Annotated in this window: 22 protein-coding genes; 4 read left to right on the top strand and 18 right to left on the bottom strand. The window is 55.3% G+C overall.

Annotated features, from left to right (window positions below; genetic code table 11):
• Positions 1 to 40 precede the first annotated feature (40 nt).
• Together alsB and alsR are read right to left on the bottom strand one after the other, a co-directional pair.
• Positions 41 to 976, bottom strand: a complete 936-nt coding sequence (gene alsB, locus ACJHYW_RS11585; RefSeq protein ID WP_001361478.1) for a D-allose transporter substrate-binding protein — start codon at positions 974 to 976, stop codon at positions 41 to 43.
• A gap of 58 nt (positions 977 to 1,034) precedes the next feature.
• Entirely contained in the window at positions 1,035 to 1,925 is an 891-nt protein-coding gene (alsR, locus tag ACJHYW_RS11590) for a D-allose utilization transcriptional regulator AlsR (RefSeq protein WP_000083216.1), read from the bottom strand.
• 359 nt (positions 1,926 to 2,284) lie between these two features.
• Between alsR and rpiB the strand changes: the two genes are divergently transcribed.
• The gene (gene rpiB, locus ACJHYW_RS11595; RefSeq protein WP_000716792.1) at positions 2,285 to 2,734 is read left to right on the top strand and encodes a bifunctional allose-6-phosphate isomerase/ribose-5-phosphate isomerase RpiB; all 450 of its coding nucleotides are present in this window, start codon (positions 2,285 to 2,287) and stop codon (positions 2,732 to 2,734) included.
• 68 nt (positions 2,735 to 2,802) lie between these two features.
• Complete coding sequence (gene yjdP, locus ACJHYW_RS11600) at positions 2,803 to 3,132, top strand: DDRRRQL repeat protein YjdP (RefSeq protein ID WP_000819731.1); 330 nt, start codon at positions 2,803 to 2,805, stop codon at positions 3,130 to 3,132.
• A gap of 34 nt (positions 3,133 to 3,166) precedes the next feature.
• Here yjdP and phnP read toward each other — a convergent pair whose 3' ends face one another.
• From phnP to ACJHYW_RS11680, 16 genes are all read right to left on the bottom strand, one after another.
• Positions 3,167 to 3,925: a phosphonate metabolism protein PhnP gene (gene phnP, locus ACJHYW_RS11605; protein ID WP_061092763.1), complete on the bottom strand. Its 759-nt coding sequence runs from the start codon at positions 3,923 to 3,925 to the stop codon at positions 3,167 to 3,169.
• Position 3,926: 1 nt separating this feature from the next.
• Positions 3,927 to 4,361, bottom strand: coding sequence for an aminoalkylphosphonate N-acetyltransferase (phnO, locus tag ACJHYW_RS11610; RefSeq protein WP_001110490.1), 435 nt, complete (start codon positions 4,359 to 4,361; stop codon positions 3,927 to 3,929).
• Complete coding sequence (phnN, locus tag ACJHYW_RS11615; protein ID WP_000145989.1) at positions 4,348 to 4,905, bottom strand: ribose 1,5-bisphosphokinase; 558 nt, start codon at positions 4,903 to 4,905, stop codon at positions 4,348 to 4,350. Before phnN ends, phnO begins: the two co-directional genes overlap by 14 nt.
• Positions 4,905 to 6,041: an alpha-D-ribose 1-methylphosphonate 5-triphosphate diphosphatase gene (gene phnM, locus ACJHYW_RS11620; protein ID WP_000586265.1), complete on the bottom strand. Its 1,137-nt coding sequence runs from the start codon at positions 6,039 to 6,041 to the stop codon at positions 4,905 to 4,907. The genes phnN and phnM overlap by 1 nt, the downstream gene beginning before the upstream one ends.
• Positions 6,038 to 6,718, bottom strand: coding sequence for a phosphonate C-P lyase system protein PhnL (gene phnL, locus ACJHYW_RS11625; protein WP_000611436.1), 681 nt, complete (start codon positions 6,716 to 6,718; stop codon positions 6,038 to 6,040). The genes phnM and phnL overlap by 4 nt, the downstream gene beginning before the upstream one ends.
• A gap of 110 nt (positions 6,719 to 6,828) precedes the next feature.
• The gene (gene phnK / locus ACJHYW_RS11630; protein WP_001075536.1) at positions 6,829 to 7,587 is read right to left on the bottom strand and encodes a phosphonate C-P lyase system protein PhnK; all 759 of its coding nucleotides are present in this window, start codon (positions 7,585 to 7,587) and stop codon (positions 6,829 to 6,831) included.
• Positions 7,584 to 8,429, bottom strand: coding sequence for an alpha-D-ribose 1-methylphosphonate 5-phosphate C-P-lyase PhnJ (phnJ, locus tag ACJHYW_RS11635; protein WP_000002288.1), 846 nt, complete (start codon positions 8,427 to 8,429; stop codon positions 7,584 to 7,586). The genes phnK and phnJ overlap by 4 nt, the downstream gene beginning before the upstream one ends.
• Positions 8,422 to 9,486: an alpha-D-ribose 1-methylphosphonate 5-triphosphate synthase subunit PhnI gene (gene phnI / locus ACJHYW_RS11640; RefSeq protein ID WP_000289069.1), complete on the bottom strand. Its 1,065-nt coding sequence runs from the start codon at positions 9,484 to 9,486 to the stop codon at positions 8,422 to 8,424. The genes phnJ and phnI overlap by 8 nt, the downstream gene beginning before the upstream one ends.
• Complete coding sequence (phnH, locus tag ACJHYW_RS11645) at positions 9,486 to 10,070, bottom strand: phosphonate C-P lyase system protein PhnH (protein WP_000171616.1); 585 nt, start codon at positions 10,068 to 10,070, stop codon at positions 9,486 to 9,488. Before phnH ends, phnI begins: the two co-directional genes overlap by 1 nt.
• Positions 10,067 to 10,519: a phosphonate C-P lyase system protein PhnG gene (gene phnG / locus ACJHYW_RS11650; RefSeq protein ID WP_000542771.1), complete on the bottom strand. Its 453-nt coding sequence runs from the start codon at positions 10,517 to 10,519 to the stop codon at positions 10,067 to 10,069. Before phnG ends, phnH begins: the two co-directional genes overlap by 4 nt.
• Complete coding sequence (gene phnF / locus ACJHYW_RS11655) at positions 10,520 to 11,245, bottom strand: phosphonate metabolism transcriptional regulator PhnF (protein WP_001295387.1); 726 nt, start codon at positions 11,243 to 11,245, stop codon at positions 10,520 to 10,522.
• Positions 11,246 to 11,265: 20 nt separating this feature from the next.
• Entirely contained in the window at positions 11,266 to 12,045 is a 780-nt protein-coding gene (phnE, locus tag ACJHYW_RS11660; protein WP_001193496.1) for a phosphonate ABC transporter, permease protein PhnE, read from the bottom strand.
• Positions 12,046 to 12,109: 64 nt separating this feature from the next.
• Complete coding sequence (gene phnD, locus ACJHYW_RS11665; protein WP_000991996.1) at positions 12,110 to 13,126, bottom strand: phosphonate ABC transporter substrate-binding protein; 1,017 nt, start codon at positions 13,124 to 13,126, stop codon at positions 12,110 to 12,112.
• A 24-nt stretch (positions 13,127 to 13,150) separates the two neighbouring features.
• The gene (gene phnC, locus ACJHYW_RS11670) at positions 13,151 to 13,939 is read right to left on the bottom strand and encodes a phosphonate ABC transporter ATP-binding protein (RefSeq protein ID WP_001193403.1); all 789 of its coding nucleotides are present in this window, start codon (positions 13,937 to 13,939) and stop codon (positions 13,151 to 13,153) included.
• Positions 13,940 to 14,071: 132 nt separating this feature from the next.
• Positions 14,072 to 14,515, bottom strand: a complete 444-nt coding sequence (yjdN, locus tag ACJHYW_RS11675) for a VOC family metalloprotein YjdN (RefSeq protein WP_001131318.1) — start codon at positions 14,513 to 14,515, stop codon at positions 14,072 to 14,074.
• A gap of 159 nt (positions 14,516 to 14,674) precedes the next feature.
• Complete coding sequence (locus ACJHYW_RS11680) at positions 14,675 to 15,010, bottom strand: zinc ribbon domain-containing protein YjdM (protein ID WP_001300891.1); 336 nt, start codon at positions 15,008 to 15,010, stop codon at positions 14,675 to 14,677.
• A 402-nt stretch (positions 15,011 to 15,412) separates the two neighbouring features.
• On the opposite strand from ACJHYW_RS11680, the gene crfC reads away from it, so the two are divergent.
• Positions 15,413 to 17,641 carry a clamp-binding protein CrfC gene (gene crfC / locus ACJHYW_RS11685; protein ID WP_061092762.1) on the top strand — a complete coding sequence of 743 codons (2,229 nt, stop codon included), beginning with the start codon at positions 15,413 to 15,415 and terminating at the stop codon, positions 17,639 to 17,641.
• Positions 17,638 to 18,516, top strand: coding sequence for a diguanylate cyclase regulator RdcB family protein (locus ACJHYW_RS11690; RefSeq protein WP_032172170.1), 879 nt, complete (start codon positions 17,638 to 17,640; stop codon positions 18,514 to 18,516). Before crfC ends, ACJHYW_RS11690 begins: the two co-directional genes overlap by 4 nt.
• The last annotated feature ends 126 nt before the right edge of the window (positions 18,517 to 18,642 follow it).

Below are 18,642 nucleotides of genomic sequence, written 5' to 3' on the forward strand. Positions count from 1 at the left end.
AAGACACTTCATTAGCATCATCATCCGGCATCATTCAGTTTTATTGAGTGACCAGGATTGAATCGACCAGTTTAAATTCCGGTGCTTTATCCAGCGGGATAACCTTGCCGGATTTCTCAGCGTCAACCATCAGCTTCAGACCCGTTGCACCGATATCCGCCGGGTTCTGGGCAACCGTCGCGGTCATTTGTCCGGCTTCCACCATTTTGCGGGCTTCCGGAATTCCATCTGTACCGACGACCAACACTTTGCCCGTTTTTCCGGCGTTTGCGACTGCCTGAGCAACACCCATTGCCATCGTGTCATTCGCGCAATAGATCGCTTTAATATTCGGATTACGTTGCAACACGTTAGTGGCGACATCCAGTGCTTTAATACGGTCCCAGTCGGCAGGCTGGCTGGCGACAAGCTTGATCTGGCTTGCTTTTTTGAAGGCTTCGGTGGCACCATTACGACGCGCTTCACCGGAGGCGTTACCGGCTTTACCCTCAATGATTGCGACTTCACCCCCTTCGGCACCCAGCTTGTCAATAATGAATGACGCGCCTTTCGCCCCGACGGCAACATTATCGGTGGTGACAAAACCTTCCACATTACCGCCTGCTTTTTTCAGATTATCCATGTCGATTTTTTCATCGAGATTGACCAGATAAATGCCTTTTTTCCATGCGCGGGCGACAGGCATGACCAGATTTACTGAGGATAATGGCGCGAAGGCGATACCTTTGTAATTTTTATTACTGAGATCTTCAAATAACTGCAATTGAGATTGAAAATCGCCTTCTGAAGGAGAGGCAAAAATATCAACGCTGACGCCCAGCGTTTTTGCTTCATCTTCAATGCCTTTTTTCATATCTACCCAAAATGGGTTGGAGAGTGTTTTCAATACGACAGCATATTCGGCGGCAGCAAAAGCGCTGGTTGACAACATTAAGCCCACGAGTGTGCCACTGAAATATTTCAGATATTTATTCATAATCATGTTCTCACGGTAAGGGGAGAGGTAACTCCGCGATGGCGGAATTACCTTTTTCTTATTTCAGCGCGCCTGGTGAGAAGAAATCAACAATTGCGCCGGTTTTTTGCATATTAATATTAGCTTGTTCAATGTTGAGCTGGGCGACAGAGACAAAAAACGCGTCCAGCAAAGTTAGTTGTAATATTCTTGCCGAGGCATTACGACCTAATAACGGTGTTTCCGGGGCCGGTGAGCAAATAATATAATCGGCCAGCTTCGCTATCGGTGAATGGTAGCTATGCGTTATACAAATAATCTTTGCCCCGTTCTTTTTTGCCAGTTCTACAGCCGCTTTTACATCACTGGTTCGCCCGGAATGGGTCACCACCAGCACCACATCTCCTTCCTGTAACAACGAAGCAGACATCATCATGATGTGAGCGTCCGGATAGGCCTGGCAGCGTACGCCAATGCGTAAAAACTTGTGCTGTACATCAGCACAGATAGCATTTGATCCTCCGGCACCGTACAAATCCCGCTGTCTGGCCTGATAGAAAAAGCGGGCGGCACGGTGGATCTCATCAACGTTGACGATCGACTGACCTTCCATAATGGTGCGTAAAGTGATGTTAAATACCTTATTCACCACATCCTGCGGCGCTTCATCAAAAGCCAACTCGGAAGGCAATACCTGTTCTGACTGAGAAAAATAATCTTCCAGCGCACTGCGTAAGTTACGAAAGCCGCTAAACCCCAGCAGCTTTGATACCTTAACGATCATCGCTTCAGATACCGCCAGAGCTTCTGCGACATCTTTAATTGCGGGTGCACAACTCAGGTTACCGGGTTTGAGTAACCACTCCACGATGCGGCTTTCGTTTTCTGTCATTCCTTCCTGCTTCATTCGCAGGTAAGGCGCTAACCCGATACCGTTCGGAAGCGCTGAATCAAACTCTGACTGGCTCATCACGTTCTCTTGTCCTTGAATTGAAGACGCCACTATATCACCACAGCAAGAACAGAAAAGATGCTGGCAACTTCACAAAAAAATAAAATTTATAAAGTTTGTTTTGTTGTGAATAATGGAGAGTGGCTTAAAATTTCATTTCATTTAATCACTTTAAAAACATGATGTTATTTGTTTTTCTGGTTTATTGGATGATAGATGTTGCTGGATAGTGAGTGTCTTTAACGCTATTGCGCTGCCAGATGTAACTCTGTAAAACAGATCAGGAAGGCGGATTTCATCGATTTTGGGTGTTTTTAATTCATTTACATCACAAATGTTTTTTGATTGTGAAGTTTTTGCGCGGGCGGGGAAGATGAATGAAAAAGATTGCATTTGGCTGTGATCATGTCGGTTTCATTTTAAAACATGAAATAGTGGCACATTTAGTTGAGCGTGGCGTCGAAGTGATTGATAAAGGAACCTGGTCGTCAGAGCGTACTGATTATCCGCATTACGCCAGTCAAGTCGCACTGGCAGTTGCTGGCGGAGAGGCTGATGGCGGGATTTTGATTTGTGGCACTGGCGTCGGTATTTCGATAGCGGCGAACAAGTTTGCCGGAATTCGCGCCGTCGTTTGTAGCGAACCTTATTCCGCGCAACTTTCGCGGCAGCATAACGACACCAACGTGCTGGCTTTTGGTTCACGAGTGGTTGGCCTCGAACTGGCAAAAATGATTGTCGATGCGTGGCTGGGCGCACAGTACGAAGGCGGTCGTCATCAACAACGCGTGGAGGCGATTACGGCAATAGAGCAGCGGAGAAATTGAGATTCATCCACTACTTGCATGGATGAGTAATGACTAATGTGGATAGAGTTTCTTTTTGAGGTTGGCTAATGAAACGCTTTCCGCTATTTCTTTTATTCACCCTGTTCACGCTGTCCACCGTTCCGGCCCAGGCCGATATTATCGATGACACCATTGGCAATATTCAGCAGGCGATTAACGACGCTTATAACCCTGACCGTGGGCGAGACTATGAAGATTCGCGCGACGACGGCTGGCAGCGTGAAGTGAACGACGATCGGCGCAGACAATATGACGATCGCCGCCGCCAGTTTGAAGATCGCCGCAGGCAGCTGGACGATCGCCAGCGCCAGCTGGATCAGGAGCGTCGGCAGCTAGAAGATGAAGAGCGGAGAATGGAAGATGAGTATGGGCGTTGATGTTGAGTTTAGAGCAGGCATCGCCCCTCACCCATCACGCCACCCCAATCTCCATCCCATCAAACCCCGCCTCAAACCCCGACGGTAGTGCGTTTTCCATCAGCCACGCATCAAACTGATGGCTGATATGGGTCAGAATAACCCGCGGCGAGCGGATAACCTGATTCAGCGCAAGCACGGTATTTAAATCACAGTGATTACGCGGTGCATCCTCGCGCGGCGGGTGGCTGCAATCAATCACCATTACCTGCGGCTGATTATTGCGTAAAAATTTCAGCGTTTTTTCCGGCAGGCCTGCGGTGTCAGATAGCCACGCCACCCGGCTGTGCGCCGTTTCCAGTACATAGCCGAAAGTGAGTTTCGAATGGTTAAGCGGCAGCGGCGTGACCTGCAACCCCTGCAAATCAAACACCACAAACGGCTCCACCGTGTGGCTGAAATCAAGCAGGCCCGGATGTTTAAACAGATCGTCGCAGCCCTGCTCATCCGGTGGACCGTAGACCGGGATTGTGTCGCCCACGCCCCAGCGCAGCGGGAACAGCCCCTGGACGTGATCCATATGGTAGTGCGTCAGTAAAAACTGCTGGAACGATCCGGGAGACCAGCGATCGGCGAGATCGTGAAGCCCGGCGTCGATCAGGGTGATCGCCTCGTTAAACTTCACTACGCCGCTGCATGGCTGGCGGCGATACTGCGGTGAGCGTCGTGCTCTGGCGCAGGCCGCGCACTCGCAGCCCCATGCCGGAACGCCCTGTGCGCCGCCGGTGCCGGTGAGCGTGAGGGTCAGGCTCATGTTACAGCGCCTTGGTGAAGCGGAAGTGGCTCTGCTCGTAGCCTTCGCGCAGATAGAAACGGTGCGCGTCGTGGCGCTTCACGTTGGTGGAAAGCTCAGTCATTTCGGCCCCGGCCTGGCGGGCTTCTTCTTCTGCCCATGCCAGTAATTTGCTGCCGACATTCAGACCGCGCGCCTGCGGCATCACCACCAGTTCCTGAATTTCGCCGATCCAGTTGACATGATGCAGATGAAACTGCAAATGCAGGCCGATCATGCCGACAACTTCGCCATCCAGCAGCGCCAGATGGTAGCGCATGTTCGGATCGCGCAGATTGGCGTTAAACCCCACGCGAAACGCGTGATGGTCAAACTCCGCCTGTTTTAGCTCACAAATCAGCGCGTAAACCGCGTCGGTATCGTACTGCGTGGCCGGGCGAAGCTCACAAGCAGGCATGGTGTTTCTCCTTCTGATGAATCAGCGTTAGCAGCTTGTCGACCGACTGGTGCAGGCTGCCGTCATTGTTGAGCGTATGGCAATCCTGTGGAGTATAGCGGGCGGCGCGCGCCAGCCGGGCGTTAATTTCACTGGCGTTTTCACGGCCACGGTTTTCCAGGCGCTGGCGCAGGATCTCTGGCGAAACCTGTAAACAAACGGGCAGCAGCGCCGATTGATAGCGCGCCCGCGCCTGCGGCAGATGGGCGCGTGAGCCGTTGACCAGCACGTCGAATCCGGCGTGCAGCCAGAGGTCAATCTCGACGCCGACGCCATAATACAGACCGTTAGCGTGCCAGCTTAAGGCCAGAAGGTTCTGCCCCGCGCGGGTAAAAAACTCCTGCTCGCTCAGGGCGATATGGTTTTCACTTCCGGCGCTGGCGGCGCGCGTGATGTAGCGATGCGCTACCAGTAGCTGAGTTTGTTCCCGCTGGCGGAGTTCCGTCAACAGACTGTCTTTTCCGGAGCCAGAGGCCCCCATTAACCAAATCAGTTTTCCCGTCATCAGAACACCCTTTTACCCTGACGCCAGACGTGGTCGATATGAATGTGGTTGCCCTTGCGATGCGCCAGCACCAGGTCGGCGCGTTTGCCCTCGCCAATCACCCCGCGATCCTGAAGATTAAGCGCCTGCGCCGGATTTTTAGTCACCAGCTTCACCGCCTGCGGCAGCGTAAAGCGGTTGCTCTCGTCATCGGCGACGCGAAATGCCGCATCGAGCAGGCTGGCGGGGTAGTAGTCGGAAGAGAGGATATCCAGCAGGCCAAGCTGCGCCAGTTCACTGGCCGCCACGTTGCCGGAGTGCGAACCGCCGCGCACGATATTCGGCGCGCCCATCAGCACGTTCATGCCATGCTTGCGCGAGGCTTCTGCCGCTTCGAACGTGGTGGGAAATTCGGCGATCACGCTGCCAAGCCGGTGAGATTCGGCAACGTGGGCGTGCGTGGCGTCATCGTGGCTGGCGAGGGCAATTTGTCGCGCGCGGCACATTGCGGCGATAGTTTCGCGATTAGGCTGTGACCAGCGTGCGGCAAGCGCCAATTGCTCTTCTTCGTACTGCTGCATCTGCGCATCGGTGAGGGAATATTTGCCCTGATAATATTCGCGATACTTCTCGCGATTGGCGAACTGGCGCTGGCCTGGCGAGTGGTCCATCAGCGATACCAGCGTCACCGGTTCGCGCTGCACCAGTTTTTCAAACAGCGGCAACGTGGTGTGGTGCGGCAGTTCGCAGCGCAGGTGCAGGCGGTGCTCGGCGCGGTTGACGCCGCGTTTCTGCGTCTCTTCGATGGCGTTGATCATCTTCTCCAGATTCTCCAGCCGATCGCCGCCGTCGCGCACGTCGCCAATCGCCACCGCGTCCAGCACGGTGGTGATGCCGCTCGCCACCATCAGCGCGTCGTGGCTACTCATTGCCGAGTGGGCGGGCCAGTCCACTTTCGGGCGCGGGGTGAAGAATTTATCCAGATTATCGGTATGCAGCTCAATCAGCCCCGGCAGCAGCCAGCCACCTTCGCCGTCCATCGCGTCCGGCAGGCGGCTCTGGCTTTCGGCAAAGGCGCGGATTTCACCGTCCTGCATCTCCAGCGAACCGTGCACCACTTCGTTTTCCAGCACCAGTTTGACGTTATTGATAATCATGAAGAGACTCCCATTGGGTGCAGGCGGTCGGCGACGTCATTGCGTACGGCTTCGTCATGGAAGATACCGACGATGGCCGCGCCACGGGCTTTGGCTTCGCGAATGAGTTCCACCACCGCGGCGCTGTTTTTAGCGTCCAGCGAGGCGGTGGGTTCATCCAGCAGCAGAATCGGATAGTCGACGATAAAGCCACGGGCGATGTTGACGCGCTGCTGTTCGCCGCCGGAGAAGGTCGATGGTGCCAGGTGCCACAGGCGTTCAGGCACGTTCAGGCGCGTCAGTAATCGGGCGGCTTTAGCGGCGCAGGCTTCACGCGGTACGCCGGTATCGAGCAGCGGCTGCATCACCACTTCCAGTGCCGAAATACGCGGGATGACGCGCAGAAACTGGCTCACCCAGCCGATGGTGGTTTTGCGGATCTCCACCACTTTGCGGGCTGGCGCGGTGACCAGGTCTACCCATTCCTCACCGTGTTTGATCTGGATTTGCCCTTCGTCGGGCAGATAGTTGGCGTACAGCGAGCGCAGCAGGGTTGATTTTCCGCTGCCGGAGTGGCCGTGAAGCACCACGCATTCGCCTGCGTTGACGGTGAGCGAGGCACGTTGTAAGACGGGCAGGCGCACGCCGTTTTGCTGGTGCAGGATGAAGGTTTTACTGACGTTTTGTACGTTAATCATTTTTCGCCTCGTGGTTCGGGTGTCGGATGCGACGCTGACGCGTCTTATCCGACCTACGGGGAGCGCATTTGTAGGCCGGATAAGGCGTTTACGCCGCATCCGGCACCGGCTCAATTCTGCAAAACCGATGACACCAGCAGTTGTGTATACGGATGGTGCGGGTCGTCGAGCACGCGGTCGGTTAACCCACTCTCCACCACTTGCCCCTGCTTCATCACCAGCAAACGGTCCGCCAGCAGGCGGGCGACGCCTAAATCGTGGGTGACAATCACCACCGCCAGGTTCAGCTCCACCACCAGGCCGCGCAGCAGGTCGAGCAGGCGCGCCTGCACAGATACATCCAGCCCGCCGGTTGGCTCGTCCATAAATACCAGCTTCGGATGCGTCACCAGGTTGCGGGCAATCTGCAAACGCTGCTGCATACCGCCGGAAAAGGTGGTTGGCAGGTCGTCGATCCGGTTGGCGGGAATTTCCACCTCTTCCAGCCACTTCTGCGCGGTGGCACGAATATCGCCGTAATGACGCGCCCCGGTCGCCATCAGCCGCTCGCCGATATTGCCGCCTGCCGACACCTGGCGGCGCAGGCCGTCGAGTGGATGCTGATGCACCACGCCCCATTCGGTGCGCAGCAGGCGACGGCGGTCGGCCTCGCTCATGCCATAGAGGGAACGGTTTTCATAGCGAATCTCCCCCTGCTGCGGCGTCAGACGCGCGGAGATCGACTTCAGCAGCGTGGTCTTCCCGGAGCCGGATTCCCCGACGATGCCCAGCACTTCCCCCGGCCATAAATCAAAAGAGACATCGCTAAAGCCTTTGCCCGGCGCGTAAAGGTGGGTCAGGTTATTGACCGAAAGTAACGGTTGATTCATTGGTTTTTTGCCTCGCTCTGTTGGCGGCAATAATCGGTATCGGAGCAGACAAACATGCGGTTTCCGGCGTCATCCAGCACCACTTCATCAAGATAGCTGTGGGTCGATCCGCAGATGGCGCATGGCTCATTCCACTGCTGAACGGTGAACGGGTGATCGTCGAAATCGAGACTTTCCACGCGGGTAAACGGCGGCACCGCATAGATGCGCTTCTCGCGCCCTGCGCCGAACAGCTGCAGGGCGGGCATCATGTCCATTTTCGGGTTATCGAATTTCGGGATCGGCGACGGGTCCATCACGTAGCGCCCGTTCACCTTCACCGGATAGGCATAGGTGGTGGCGATATGACCGAAGCGGGCGATATCTTCATACAGCTTCACCTGCATCACGCCGTACTCCTCCAGCGCGTGCATGGTGCGGGTTTCCGTTTCGCGCGGCTCGATAAAGCGCAGCGGTTCGGGGATCGGCACCTGGAAAATAATGATCTGATCTTCGGTGAGCGGCGTTTCGGGGATGCGGTGGCGCGTCTGGATAAGCGTCGCATCGTCCGTACGTTCAGTGGTGTTTACCCCGGTCACGCGCTTAAAGAAGTTACGGATCGACACCGCGTTGGTGGTGTCGTCCGCGCCCTGGTCAATCACCTTCAGCACATCGCTTTCGCCAATCACGCTGGCGGTAAGCTGTATGCCGCCGGTTCCCCAGCCGTAGGGCATCGGCATCTCGCGCCCGCCAAACGGCACCTGATAACCGGGGATCGCCACCGCTTTTAAGATGGCGCGGCGGATCATGCGTTTGGTCTGCTCGTCGAGGTAGGCAAAGTTGTAGCCGCTCAGATTAGCCATGGTTCTGCTCCTGTTGCAGACGTTTGAGTAGCTCCAGTTCGGCCTGGAAATCGACGTAGTGCGGGAGTTTAAGGTGCGAGACAAAGCCTGCGGCTTCGACGTTGTCGGCATGCGCCAGCACGAACTCTTCATCCTGCGCCGGGCCTGTCGCGTGCTCGCCGTACTCCGGGGCTTGTAGAGCGCGGTCAACCAGCGCCATCGCCATCGCTTTGCGCTCGCTCATGCCGAACACCAGCCCGTAGCCGCGCGTGAAGTGCGGCGGCTCATCCGGCGGGTCGATAAAACCGTTGACCATTTCACATTCGGTCATCAGCAGTTCGCCGACGTTCACCGCAAATCCCAGCTCTTCCGGCACAATCGACACGTCGATATAGCCGCTGCGGATTTCGCCTGCGAACGGATGATTGCGTCCGTAACCACGCTGGGTGGAGTAGGCCAGCGCCAGCAAATAGCCTTCGTCGCCGCGCATTAATTGTTGCAGGCGGGAGGAGCGTGAGCAGGGGTAAACCGGCGGCGTGCGGGTGATGTCGTCCGGCTGTGCGCCGCTATCTTCTTCAAACTTCGCCAGCCCCTGACGCGCCAGCAGGCTGAAAACGTGCGGCGACGGCTGTTGTTCGCTGTCGGCTGTGGTCAGCGTCGGCGCTTCGCCGTTTGCCAGCAGGGTGAAATCGAGCAGGCGATGGGTGTAGTCGTAGGTTGGGCCAAGCAGCTGGCCGCCGGGAATATCTTTATAAACCGCTGAAATACGCCGTTCGAGACGCATCTCCGTGGTGTCGAGCGGCTCGCTTACTGCGAGCTTCGCCAGCGTGGTGCGGTAGGCGCGCAGCAGGAAAATTGCTTCGACGTTATCGCCGCTGGCCTGTTTCAGCGCCAGCGCCGCCAGTTCGCGGTCGGCAATGCCGCCTTCGGTCATCACGCGATCTACTGCAAGATTAAGCTGCTGTTCAATCTGGGCGACGCTCAGTTCAGGCAAATCGGTATTGCCCCGGCGTCGGCTCTCTTGCAGGGCGTGGGCGGCGTCGATCGCCTTCTCGCCCCCTTTCACGGCAACGTACATCAGCACACCTCCACATGAGTGGTTCGCGGGATAGCCAGCAGGCGCTCGCCGCAGGTCAGGATCAGGTCGATGCCGAGCGGGAACGGGTGCGGGCGCTCGGTAAGTTCGTGCAGAATGCACTCCGGCAGCTGCGGGGCAATCATTCGTTCTTCGGCAATACCCGCGCCAGTAAGGCGCAGCATGCGCCCGCCGCTCAGGCTGACGACCTGTAAAATCAGCGTCGCGCCCGCTTCTGGCGCAACAGCGGTGCCGCTGGAAAGGGCGTTAAGCTGTTCGCTGGAAATCGCCTCATCCGTTACCGCGAAGGTCGCCAGTTCCGGCTGATTGACCAGCGGCGCGTTGGTATGAAAACGCAGGCTCTGGCTGACGATATCGTTACTTAATGGCGCAGAAAGCCACACCGGCGTGTCGTTATCGGCCAGCGTCAGCAGCACGCTGGTGGTGGCGATATTCAGCGGCTGCCAGCCGCGTTTGAGCTGATGCAGGGCGACAATCACGCCCGGCTCGCTCATGGCCTTTAACAGGCGACGAAAACTGTGCTGGGCATCCTGCACGGGAAGCATAAAAGCGGTTTCCAGGGTCATGCGTTATCTCCGCGAACCATCGTAAAGAAGTCGACCCGGCTGGCGTTTACTTCGGCCTGGCGTGCGGCAATGCGTGCCATACGGTCAGCGTTCAGCGGGGCAATAAGAGTTTCTGATAAGTTTTGAAAATGGCGGGTTTGCTGCATCAGCGCGTCGATCAGCGCGCAGCGTTCGGCGTGCTGTTTGTCGCGCCCCAGCACCCAGCTGTAGCCGAGCGTGCCGTCAGTCAGGCGTACGGCGGCGCGGGTGAGCGTGGCGTCGCCAGCAAAAAAGCGTTCGCCGGTGCCACCCATCCGCGCCTGAATCTGCACCAGGCCGGTTTCAGCGGCGCGGATTACTTCATAGTCGGCAGTGATGTTCAGCGCCTTCAGGCGGGCTGCCAGTTCAGCCGGTTGGCTGTGTGCCAGTACGGACATCCAGTGCTGGCGGGTCGCGGTATCTGCGTGCATTCAGTGCTCCATAGTGAATTCAATCATGTCGGCGCGCGTCAGGCTGACGGAGTACTCCGCCGGGCTGCTTTCACCGTCACGGTGGTTAAGGGTGCGCACGCACAGCAGCGGCGACATATTCGGGATTTCAAGACGCTGGCACTCTTTGGCCTGGGCGCGGCGGGCGCTGATCCGCGTCTGGCTGCGGCGCAGCGCAATCCCCGTTTGCTCGCGCAGAAAATCGTGCAGCGAGCCGCTGTCGAAGCGTTGCAGCGTCGGCCAGAGGGTGAGGTCCGCAAAGTAGTGGTCGATTAAACAGAGCGCGACGCCGTTGACCCGGCGCAGGGTGCGCAGGTGGATAACGTTCTCGCCCTCGGTTATCCCCAGCGCGTCAGCGACGTGACCGGAGGCCGGGCGCAGCACAGACAGCAGTTTTTCGCTGGTGGGATGGCTGCCCTGATCCAGCAGGTTCTGGCTAAAACGCGCCTGGGCGTTGAGCGGGTAATCGAACGGGCGCATCAGCACCAGCACGCCGACGCCCTGACGGCGCTGTACCCAGCCTTTTTCCACCAGTTGGTCGATGGCGCGGCGCAGGGTGTGGCGGTTCACCTCAAAGCGCGCCGCCAGTTGCTGCTCGGCGGGAAGATAGTCGCCGCAGCGGTAGTGTTGACGAAGCTCCTGCTCAAGTTTTGCGGCTATCTCCTGATAGCGTGTTGGGTAGCTGGTCGGATGTGTAGACAAGTGCATAGATATCAATGCCTCGCTTATCAGATAAAGTGCTTACGCAACCGTTGAGAGAGGAAATCCAGCAGGCTGACCGTGACGATAATCAGCACCATCAGGGCGCAGGTTTGCTGGAACTGGAAACCGCGAATCGCTTCCCACAGGGTGACGCCGATCCCGCCAGCGCCGACCATGCCAACAACGGTGGCCGAACGGACGTTGGATTCGAAGCGATAGAGGGAGTAGGAGATCAGCAGCGGCATCACCTGCGGCAGCACGCCGTAGAGGATCTCTTCGAGCTTGTTGGCACCGGTGGCGCGAATACCTTCCACCGGGCCGGGTTCAATTGCTTCTACCGCTTCGGAAAGCAGTTTGGAGAGCACGCCGGTGGTGTGGATAAACAGCGCCAGCACGCCAGCGAACGGGCCAAGGCCGACGGCGACCACGAACAGCATGGCGAAGACCATTTCGTTAATGGCGCGGCAGGCGTCCATCAGGCGGCGTACGGGCTGGTAAACCCACCACGGCACCAGGTTTTCGGCGCTCATCAGACCGAAGGGGATGGAGAGAACCACCGCCAGCGCGGTGCCCCAGACGGCGATTTGCAGCGTGACGGCCATTTCGGTGAGGTAATCCTGCCACTGGCTGAAATCGGGCGGGAAGAAGTCGGCGGCGAAGGTTGCCATGTTGCCGCCGTCTTTAATCAGCGTGAGCGGGGCCATTTCCGCGCCCTGCCACGAGACGACCAGCACGGCGAGAACAATGGCCCAGCTCAGAAGCGAGAACCAGCTGCGCTTGGGTGGGGCGATGGTGATGGTTTGCATGTTTGGCTCCGTGATTGTGTGCTCGATCGGTTCCCTCGCCCCTTCGGGGAGAGGGAGAAAACCATTACTGCACCGCTTTACTTACCGAACTCATCGCGCTTAACGCGTTGTTCAGGCGGTCCAGATCATCCAGTTGCGCCTGAATGGCGGTGGTTTTCGCCAGCTTGTCCTGCTCATTCAGCCCTTTATTGCCTTTCACGCCCTGCATCTCTTTAAACAGCGCGAGCTGGCGAATCGGCACCAGTTGCAAGTCGCTGGAGGCGCGGAACGGCGCCCAGCCCAGGCGCTCCAGCACCGCTTTCTCTTCCGGCGTTTTGCCGTAATTCATAAAGAAGTCGTAGATCTTGTCTTTCGTGGTTTCGGAAAGATTTTTGCGCCAGACGATCGGATCGCCAGGGATCAGTGGCGACTTCCAGATCACCTTCAGTTCTTTGAGCTTCTCTGGTGCGGAGGTTTTCAGCTTGTCGAGGTTTTCGGTGTTGTTGGTCGCCACATCCACTTGCTTGTTGGCGACGGCCAGCGCGTTGGTTTCATGCCCGGCGTTGACGGTGCGCTTGAAGTCGCTGGCGGAGATATTGTTTTTGGCAAAGACGTAGTAACCGGGGACGAGGAAACCAGAGGTGGAGTTAGGATCGCCATTGCCGAAGGTGAGATCTTTACGCTTCGCCAGCAGATCGTTCAGGTTGTTGATCGGGCTGTCTTTGTTGACGATCAACACGCTCCAGTAACCTGGCGATCCATCCGCCGCGACTGTCTGGGCGAAGACCTGACCGTTGGCGCGATCCACCGCTTCCATCGCCGACAGGTTGCCGTACCAGGCGATATCCACTTTATTGAAGCGCATCCCCTGGATAATGCCCGCGTAGTCCGGGGCAAAGAAGGCGTTGACCTTTACGCCCAGCTTCTTCTCCATATCCTGTAAGAACGGCGTCCATTGCGGTTTCAGGTTTTGCTGTGATTCCGTTGAAATAATGCCGAAATTCAACGCCTTTTCCTGCTCTTCGGCGTGCGCCGGGCTTAACAGGGTGCTGAGGCTGAACATGCTGGTGAAGGCCAGCGAGGCAATTATCTTAGCGTTCATTCGTTTTCCTCAATGATGGGGATGTCAGGCAGCTTTCGCGTTCTCTTCGACGCGGTTAATGCTGCGGTAGAGATGGTCAAAACGTTCGTTATCAAACTGTTGGCTGCTGCCGTCGTAGAAGACGTGCCCCTGGCGCAGGGCGACGATGCGTTCGCAGTAGCGCAGGGCGTAATCCACCTGATGCAGCGTGACGACCACGGTAATGCCGTCGTTCTGGTTAATGTCGCGCAGGGTGTCCATCACGATGCGCGCCGATTCCGGGTCCAGCGAGGCGATGGGTTCATCGGCCAGAATCACCTTCGCCTGCTGCATCAGCGCACGGGCAATCGCCACACGCTGCTGCTGGCCGCCGGAGAGGGTGGAAACGCGCTGATGGGCAAAATGCACCATGCCAACGCGGGTCAGCGCCTGTAACGCGCGCTGTTTCTGCTCGCGGGTGAAGTAGCTAAAACAGGTGCGCCAGAACGGCGTGCTGCCGAGCGCGCCAATCAGCACGTTCTCCAGTACGCTCAGGCGATTCACCAGGTTGAATTGTTGGAAGATGTAGCCGGTGTTGGCGCGGCTTTTGCGGATATCGCGGGCCAGGCGGCCTTCGCGCTGGACTGTGCGGCCCAGCAGCTCGATATGGCTACCGGCAGATTTATCGCCGGTAATCAAACCGCTTAAGTGACGTAAAAGGGTGGATTTGCCGGAACCCGACGGCCCAAGCAGAGCCACCATTTCACCGTGATGAATGTTCAGATCAACCGCGTGCAGCGCCTGATGCTGATTGAAGGTTTTGGCGAGCTTCTCGACACGGATAATCGTTTGCATGATGCAGCCTCCCTAAAAAAGTGGCTCCATCGTGGCGGATTATTGTGACGATTTGGTTAATTAAAAGTGACTAACAGATGAAGAGTTAACGGGAATTCGATGACAGTGCGGGAGGGCGGGCCTCCCGGCGGATTATTGCGTTGGTTGTTGTTTGACGACATTAATCATCCACGGTACGCCAAATTTATCGGTGACTTTGCCGAAGCCATGCGCCCAGAAAGTTTCCTGCCAGGCCATTTCGATTTTTCCGTTGGCGGCAAGATTGTCAAACCAGCGTTTCCCTTCTTCGACCTGTTGCGAATCGAGCACTAGCGTAAAGCCGGAGTAGCTGGCTTTTCCTGACGGTATAGCATCGCTCATCATGATATCGCTTCCGGCAATGCGCACATTGGCGTGGGCGATGGCGGTATCGGGAAATTGCATTCCGGAAGGGCAGTTCTCGGCGCTGTCCTGCGCTGATTTTGGCATTTCGCCGAAGCTGATTTTATAGAGCAGTTCAGCGCCCAACGTACGTTGATAATAAGCAATTGCGTCGGCACAGTTACCGGCAAAAGAGAGGTAGGGACTTAACGGCATGATGGTGACCTCAGTTAAGAGAAGCCAGTTAAGTGTAGTTCGAAATTTATACAGATGAGAGGGAAGCCTGATAAGACGCGGTCAGCGTCGCATCAGGCAGTCGGCATCGTTGCCGGATGCGGCGCGAGCGCCTTATCCGGCTTACCGATCACAATACAATCAGTTCTTTTTCACAAACTCAGATTTCAGTTTCATCGGACCAAAACCGTCGATTTTGCAATCGATGTTATGGTCGCCTTCAACCAGGCGGATGTTTTTCACTTTGGTGCCAATTTTCAGCATCGAAGAGCTACCTTTCACCTTCAGATCTTTAATGATGGTAACGCTGTCGCCGTCAGCCAGCAGATTGCCGTTAGCATCTTTAACGATCAGCTCGTCGCTTTCCTGTGCAGGTTCTGCGTCGTTCCATTCGTAGGCACATTCCGGGCAGATGTACATGCCGTTATCTTCGTAGGTGTATTCGGAGTTGCATTTTGGGCAGTGTGGTAATGACATGTGGATTTCCTCAAAAGTCAGCAGGGCAAAAGCGCCAAAAAACGGCAGATTGCCGAAAAAGGCCGCAATTATACACAAAATCCCTGAGTTTGTCGGGGGTACTGCTGATTTTAGACGACGATCGTTTTCATTTGAAAGGAAACGCAAAAAGAAAATAATCTTTTTGCCTCCATTTATTATTTAAGATAAGGTTAATGTTCTACTTGTTCTTTTTTTAATTCAAATGATATTTTTTATCTTTCTGACGTTTTAAACGTATCGGAAGACGTTATTTATTCTAATAAAAAATAACACTCTAAATATAAAATTATTTCTTGCAGTAATTATAAAAGCCGAAAACAGAACTCAAAAGCAATCTGGCTAAATAAAAGTAATAAAATTTGCTTTAAGGAAGAATTTTCTATGTACACACAGACCCTGTATGAGTTAAGTCAGGAGGCTGAACGCCTGTTACAGCTTTCTCGCCAACAGTTGCAGTTACTGGAAAAAATGCCTCTCTCTGTACCCGGAGACGATGCGCCACAACTGGCTTTACCCTGGAGTCAGCCTAATATCGCCGAACGTCACGCGATGCTGAATAATGAGTTGCGTAAAATTTCCCGACTGGAAATGGTGCTGGCGATTGTCGGTACCATGAAAGCAGGGAAATCAACCACCATTAATGCCATTGTTGGTACGGAGGTTTTGCCTAATCGTAATCGCCCAATGACTGCGCTGCCGACGCTTATTCGCCATACGCCCGGGCAAAAGGAACCGGTACTGCATTTTTCACATGTCGCGCCAATCGATTGTTTAATTCAAAAATTACAACAGCGCCTGCGTGATTGCGATATTAAGCATCTGACCGATGTGCTGGAAATAGATAAAGATATGCGTGCGCTTATGCAGCGGATCGAAAATGGCGTCGCTTTCGAAAAATATTATCTGGGTGCCCAGCCTATTTTTCATTGTCTGAAAAGTTTGAATGATTTGGTGCGACTGGCGAAGGCGCTGGACGTCGATTTTCCTTTTTCTGCTTACGCCGCCATTGAGCATATTCCCGTGATTGAAGTGGAGTTTGTCCATCTGGCGGGGCTGGAGAGTTATCCCGGTCAATTGACGTTACTGGATACCCCCGGGCCAAATGAAGCCGGGCAACCGCATCTGCAAAAAATGCTTAACCAGCAGCTGGCACGCGCCTCGGCGGTACTGGCGGTGCTGGATTATACGCAACTGAAATCGATCTCCGATGAAGAGGTCCGTGAGGCGATTTTGGCGGTGGGGCAATCGGTGCCGTTGTATGTGCTGGTCAATAAGTTCGATCAACAGGATCGTAACAGTGACGACGCCGACCAGGTGCGGGCACTGATTTCCGGGACGCTGATGAAAGGCTGTATTACGCCACAGCAGATATTTCCGGTGTCGTCGATGTGGGGCTACCTGGCGAATCGGGCGCGCCATGAGTTAGCCAACAACGGTAAGTTACCACCGCCAGAGCAACAACGCTGGGTGGAAGATTTTGCCCATGCCGCGCTCGGCAGGCGCTGGCGTCATGCCGATCTGGCGGACCTCGAACATATTCGTCATGCTGCCGATCAGTTGTGGGAAGATTCGCTGTTCGCCAAGCCAATTCAGGCGTTGCTTCATGCCGCTTACGCTAACGCCTCGTTGTATGCTCTGCGATCTGCCGCGCATAAACTGTTGAATTACGCGCAGCAGGCGCGGGAATACCTGGATTTTCGTGCGCACGGGTTAAACGTCGCTTGTGAACAATTGCGGCAAAATATCCATCAGATCGAAGAAAGTTTGCAGCTATTGCAACTCAATCAGGCGCAGGTGAGCGGCGAGATTAAACATGAAATCGAGCTGGCCCTGACCTCCGCCAACCACTTTCTGCGTCAACAGCAAGATGCGCTGAATGCACAGTTAGCCGCGTTGTTTCAGGATGATTCGGAGCCGTTAAGCGAGATTCGTACCCGCTGTGAGACACTGTTACAGATGGCGCAGAACACCATCTGTCGCGACTTTACGCTGCGTTTTGCCGAGCTGGAATCCACCCTTTGCCGGGTGTTAACCGATGTTATTCGCCCCATTGAGCAACAAGTCAAAATGGAATTGAGCGAGTCAGGGTTTCGTCCTGGGTTTCATTTTCCTGTTTTTCACGGCGCAGTTCCCCACTTCAACACTCGCCAGCTGTTCAGTGAAGTCATTTCGCGCCAGGAAGCAACGGACGAGCAGAGTACGCGTTTAGGCGTTGTGCGTGAGACTTTTTCGCGCTGGTTGAATCAGCCCGACTGGGGACGGGGAAATGAGAAATCCCCGACAGAGACGGTTGATTACAGTGTGTTGCAACGAGCATTAAGCGCAGAAGTCGATCTTTATTGCCAACAAATGGCTAAAGTTCTGGCAGAGCAGGTCGATGAATCTGTTACGGCAGGCATGAATACTTTTTTCGCTGAGTTCGCTTCATGTTTGACGGAATTACAGACGCGTTTACGCGAAAGCCTGGCTCTGCGTCAACAAAATGAATCGGTGGTCAGGCTGATGCAGCAGCAATTGCAGCAGGCTGTGATGACTCATGGCTGGATTTACACCGATGCTCAGCTGTTACGCGATGATATTCAAACACTTTTCACGGCAGAACGATATTGACCAAGACGTTACTGGACGGCCCCGGTCGCGTGCTGGAGTCGGTTCATCCGCGCTTTTTAGTGGATCTGGCGCAGGGCGATGATGCCCGCCATCCACAAGCCCATCAGCAGCAGTTTCGTGAACGACTGATGCAGGAACTTCTTGCGCGTGTGCAGCTTCAGGCATGGACGAACGGCGGCATGTTAAATGCGCCGCTTAGCCTGCGTCTGACATTGGTGGAAAAACTGGCGTCGATGCTGGATCCCGGTCATCTGGCGCTGACGCAGATCGCGCAGCATCTGGCGCTGCTGCAAAAAATGGATCACCGCCAGCACTCTGCTTTCCCGGAGCTCCCCCAGCAAATTGCCGCCTTGTATGAGTGGTTTTCAGCCCGTTGTCGCTGGAAGGAAAAGGCGTTAACGCAACGAGGCCTACTGGTGCAGGCAGGTGATCAGAGCGAGCAAATTTTTACCCGCTGGCGTGCTGGGGCGTATAACGCCTGGTCGTTGCCTGGGCGCTGTTTTATCGTTCTGGAGGAGTTGCGCTGGGGTGCATTTGGCGATGCCTTTCGTCTGGGAAGCCCGCAAGCGGTGGCGTTGTTGCTGGGTGATTTGCGCGTGAAAGCGACACAACATCTGGCAGAGAGTATCAATGCGGCCCCGACCACGCGTCACTATTACCATCAGTGGTTTGCCTCTTCGACCATTCCGACGGGCGGGGATCATGCTGATTTTTTAAGTTGGCTGGGAAAGTGGACCACGGCAGATAAACAACCCGTTTGCTGGTCAGTGACCCAACGTTGGCAAACTGTCGCGCTGGGGATGCCACGACTCTGTTCAGCGCAGCGTCTGGCGGGGGCAATGGTCGAGGAAATCTTCTCTGTAAATTTGGTGTAAATAATAAGTTACACCAGTGAGTCCTAAACGAAATACATGTGTGAAGTTGATCACAAATTTAAACACTGGTAGGGTAAAAAGGTCATTAACTGCCCAATTCAGGCGTCAACTGGTTTGATTGTACAT

Origin of the sequence: Escherichia sp. WS3063 (assembly GCF_046486595.1) — a bacterium.
Taxonomy (GTDB): domain Bacteria; phylum Pseudomonadota; class Gammaproteobacteria; order Enterobacterales; family Enterobacteriaceae; genus Escherichia; species Escherichia coli.

Excerpts from the sequence above, each read along its gene's own strand:
- phnF (WP_001295387.1), bottom strand. The coding sequence starts at position 11,245 with ATGCACTTGTCTACACATCCGACCAGCTACCCAACACGCTATCAGGAG.
- phnO (WP_001110490.1), bottom strand. The coding sequence starts at position 4,361 with ATGCCTGCTTGTGAGCTTCGCCCGGCCACGCAGTACGATACCGACGCG.
- alsR (WP_000083216.1), bottom strand. The coding sequence starts at position 1,925 with ATGAGCCAGTCAGAGTTTGATTCAGCGCTTCCGAACGGTATCGGGTTA.
- yjdP (WP_000819731.1), top strand. The coding sequence starts at position 2,803 with ATGAAACGCTTTCCGCTATTTCTTTTATTCACCCTGTTCACGCTGTCC.
- ACJHYW_RS11680 (WP_001300891.1), bottom strand. The coding sequence starts at position 15,010 with ATGTCATTACCACACTGCCCAAAATGCAACTCCGAATACACCTACGAA.
- phnE (WP_001193496.1), bottom strand. The coding sequence starts at position 12,045 with ATGCAAACCATCACCATCGCCCCACCCAAGCGCAGCTGGTTCTCGCTT.
- phnC (WP_001193403.1), bottom strand. The coding sequence starts at position 13,939 with ATGCAAACGATTATCCGTGTCGAGAAGCTCGCCAAAACCTTCAATCAG.
- alsB (WP_001361478.1), bottom strand. The coding sequence starts at position 976 with ATGAATAAATATCTGAAATATTTCAGTGGCACACTCGTGGGCTTAATG.
- crfC (WP_061092762.1), top strand. The coding sequence starts at position 15,413 with ATGTACACACAGACCCTGTATGAGTTAAGTCAGGAGGCTGAACGCCTG.
- phnM (WP_000586265.1), bottom strand. The coding sequence starts at position 6,041 with ATGATTATCAATAACGTCAAACTGGTGCTGGAAAACGAAGTGGTGCAC.
- phnI (WP_000289069.1), bottom strand. The coding sequence starts at position 9,486 with ATGTACGTTGCCGTGAAAGGGGGCGAGAAGGCGATCGACGCCGCCCAC.
- phnK (WP_001075536.1), bottom strand. The coding sequence starts at position 7,587 with ATGAATCAACCGTTACTTTCGGTCAATAACCTGACCCACCTTTACGCG.
- phnH (WP_000171616.1), bottom strand. The coding sequence starts at position 10,070 with ATGACCCTGGAAACCGCTTTTATGCTTCCCGTGCAGGATGCCCAGCAC.
- phnN (WP_000145989.1), bottom strand. The coding sequence starts at position 4,905 with ATGACGGGAAAACTGATTTGGTTAATGGGGGCCTCTGGCTCCGGAAAA.
- phnP (WP_061092763.1), bottom strand. The coding sequence starts at position 3,925 with ATGAGCCTGACCCTCACGCTCACCGGCACCGGCGGCGCACAGGGCGTT.
- rpiB (WP_000716792.1), top strand. The coding sequence starts at position 2,285 with ATGAAAAAGATTGCATTTGGCTGTGATCATGTCGGTTTCATTTTAAAA.
- phnG (WP_000542771.1), bottom strand. The coding sequence starts at position 10,519 with ATGCACGCAGATACCGCGACCCGCCAGCACTGGATGTCCGTACTGGCA.
- phnJ (WP_000002288.1), bottom strand. The coding sequence starts at position 8,429 with ATGGCTAATCTGAGCGGCTACAACTTTGCCTACCTCGACGAGCAGACC.
- phnL (WP_000611436.1), bottom strand. The coding sequence starts at position 6,718 with ATGATTAACGTACAAAACGTCAGTAAAACCTTCATCCTGCACCAGCAA.
- yjdN (WP_001131318.1), bottom strand. The coding sequence starts at position 14,515 with ATGCCGTTAAGTCCCTACCTCTCTTTTGCCGGTAACTGTGCCGACGCA.
- phnD (WP_000991996.1), bottom strand. The coding sequence starts at position 13,126 with ATGAACGCTAAGATAATTGCCTCGCTGGCCTTCACCAGCATGTTCAGC.